This is a genomic window from Anaeromusa sp. (genome assembly GCF_028691475.1).
Classification (GTDB): domain Bacteria; phylum Bacillota; class Negativicutes; order Anaeromusales; family Anaeromusaceae; genus Anaeromusa.
This window is the reverse complement of record NZ_JAQUZF010000126.1, coordinates 4,177-6,513: the sequence shown is the minus strand read 5'-3', so window position 1 is coordinate 6,513 and position 2,337 is coordinate 4,177. Positions and strand designations below refer to the sequence as shown.

The following is a 2,337-nucleotide window of genomic DNA, read 5'->3' as shown; positions in this document are numbered from 1 at the left end:
TTATGAAGAGACTGCGCTAAAAGCTCCTTGCCTGTGCCGCTTTCGCCGGCAATCAGCACCGTCAGTCCGGACGCCGCCATCCGCTCCGCCAGTTGCAAGCATTCCCTCATTTGCACGGATTGCGTACGGATATCTGCAAAACAATACCTCGCCATCAGCCCTTGGGAACGCAGCCGGCGTTCCTTGGTCTTTTCCAACTGCCGCAGATAGGTGATGTCCTGCACGCTGAGGCAGCAGCCCGCCGGCGCGCCAAACTGCAAAATGGTCTGCTTTCCTACCAGCAGCTCCCGTCCGGCCATTTCCACCACTTCGCCCCGCACATCACCGCCAGGCAAAAGCGCCGCCAAAGGCGCAGGAAGTACCTTTGCCGCCTTCCGGCCCAAACAGGCGTCGCCTTCCAGCTTCAGCAATTCCCGCATCGCCGCGTTGGCAACCAAAATATGCCCTTGCACATCCAACAGTAACAGGCCCTCTTTCGCCAAATCCACCACCGACTCCAACTGCGCCTTCTGCAAAAACAATTGCCGCTGTTGCTCCTTGATGCCGCCTGCCACATTAACAGTCGACTCCGCATATAAGACCAACCGCCGGCTGAGCTCGGCGCACTCCAAGCCCAAACGGTTGATGATTTCTAAAAAGGTCGAAATATCAATTACCCGATTGCCTAAATCGACAATCATCGAAATCGGCGGCGGCACCAAATGAGCCTCCCCGGGAGTCGTCGCCAGCAGGCAGTCTACGGCTTTATCCGGGTCATACGGAATCAAGCGCAAATGCCGCAAACCAACCTGGTACAAAAAGGCCACCGTCTCCAGCGTCGTCTCCGGCGCGTCGTTGACCACCAGCACCCTCGTTCCCTCAGGCAAAGTCAAAAGAGGCTCTACCGCCCCTTCGCGCACCGTCCGCTGCACCACCAGAATGCGGCTGGTATCCGGCACATAGCCCTCCACCTCCAGCACCTTGCTTTTCAGCATCACCAGCACCACGTCTTCTTCCAGCCGTGCTGGCTGCGCCAACGCATTCAATGCATATAGCCGGATGTCTACATAGCCCGCCAGCACTTCTTCCAGGTTTTCTTTTAAAAACGCCCCTAAATGAGTCACGCCGTTCGTCACTATCGCGATGGTTTTCATGAAAATCCGCCTCTCCGCAGTTAAAACACGAAAGAGCTTCTCTACTAAGCACAGCAGGAAGCTATGGTAATGGGTACGGATTCTTGCTTAGCTGCCAAAACTCCTGCTCTGCACAACGAGCGTTTTTGAGAATCACGCCGCAAAAACTATAGCCGTTTCTCCATACTATGCCGCAGACATTCCAGCGTCTCCCGCAGGATCTGACGCACCTGTTCTTCCGGCAGGCCGCAACGGCTTCCCAGCTCGCGCAAGGAGTGCCGCTTCGTATGATCTAAGCCGAAGTAGCCGCGCAGCACCCAGACCTGCTGCTTCGGCAGACGACGCAGCAGCATCTGCAGTAAGGTTTGCAGCTCCGGCGAAGATTCTTTTTCCGTGCGCAGCACATTCCAAAGCCGCGTCTCTCCCTCTTTCGCCGCGTCCAGTGAAGCATGGCCGCCCAAAAACACTTGATAGCAGCGCAGCCGCGCCCGATAGTCCGCAGCAGACAAGCCCAGCTTCCTCCAGCCCCAGGCTTCGGGCTTGCCGCGCACCAACCTCTCGCCTTCAACGCGGCGGGCTTGCACCGCTGCCTCATGCTGCCGTCGCGGCAAGTGCACCAAATATCCTTCCTGCCAAATTCCCAAATACAACCGTTTGCGAATACAGAAGGAAAGATAATTGGATAAGCAAGTCTTTTCCAGCGCCTGCGGCCGCCGCGCCGCTTCGATGAGACCTAAAAAGCCCAATTGCATGAGATCGTCTTCCTCCATGCCCAGCGGCAGCCGTCGATAGCGCCGCAGCAGATGTTGCACAAGGCCTCGATTGCCTTCCAGAAATTCATTCAAGGCAGCCTGGTCTCCCTGCTGATAGCGCGTCAGTAACTCCCGATTTCTCGCATCCCAATCCACAGCTTGTTTCACTTTATAAACAGCCCCCTTCTAAAATTATGTAAATTCGCACAATCTTTTTTTTCTCTTTCCTTTAAGAAATTCCTTCCAGGTATAATAGCGCAACTAAACAACGGCAAGGAACTGCTTCTCACACAGTTCCTTGCCGCTTATTCGATCTGGTCTTTTCTGGCGGAGACCGGATGCTACGCCATCCATGGATTTTCAGAGGAGACCGGCGATTATGCCATCCTTGGCATCGCCGGCATTAGGTACATCACGTACCGTCAGGCACTTCACGTGCCGTCGCTGAGTTCCGTTCCTGCTCCGTCGAGCCC

Annotated in this window: 2 protein-coding genes; both read right to left on the bottom strand. The window is 55.6% G+C overall.

Features of this window, described 5'->3' with window-relative positions:
• Nucleotides 1-1,133 (bottom strand): sigma 54-interacting transcriptional regulator (locus PHF27_RS12530; protein ID WP_300070646.1); only part of this gene is annotated, 1,133 nt, incomplete at its 3' end.
• Nucleotides 1,134-1,279: 146 nt separating this feature from the next.
• The gene (locus tag PHF27_RS12525; RefSeq protein ID WP_300070643.1) at nt 1,280-2,032 is read right to left on the bottom strand and encodes a sigma-70 family RNA polymerase sigma factor; all 753 of its coding nucleotides are present in this window, start codon (nt 2,030-2,032) and stop codon (nt 1,280-1,282) included.
• Between the last annotated feature and the right edge of the window lie 305 nt (nt 2,033-2,337).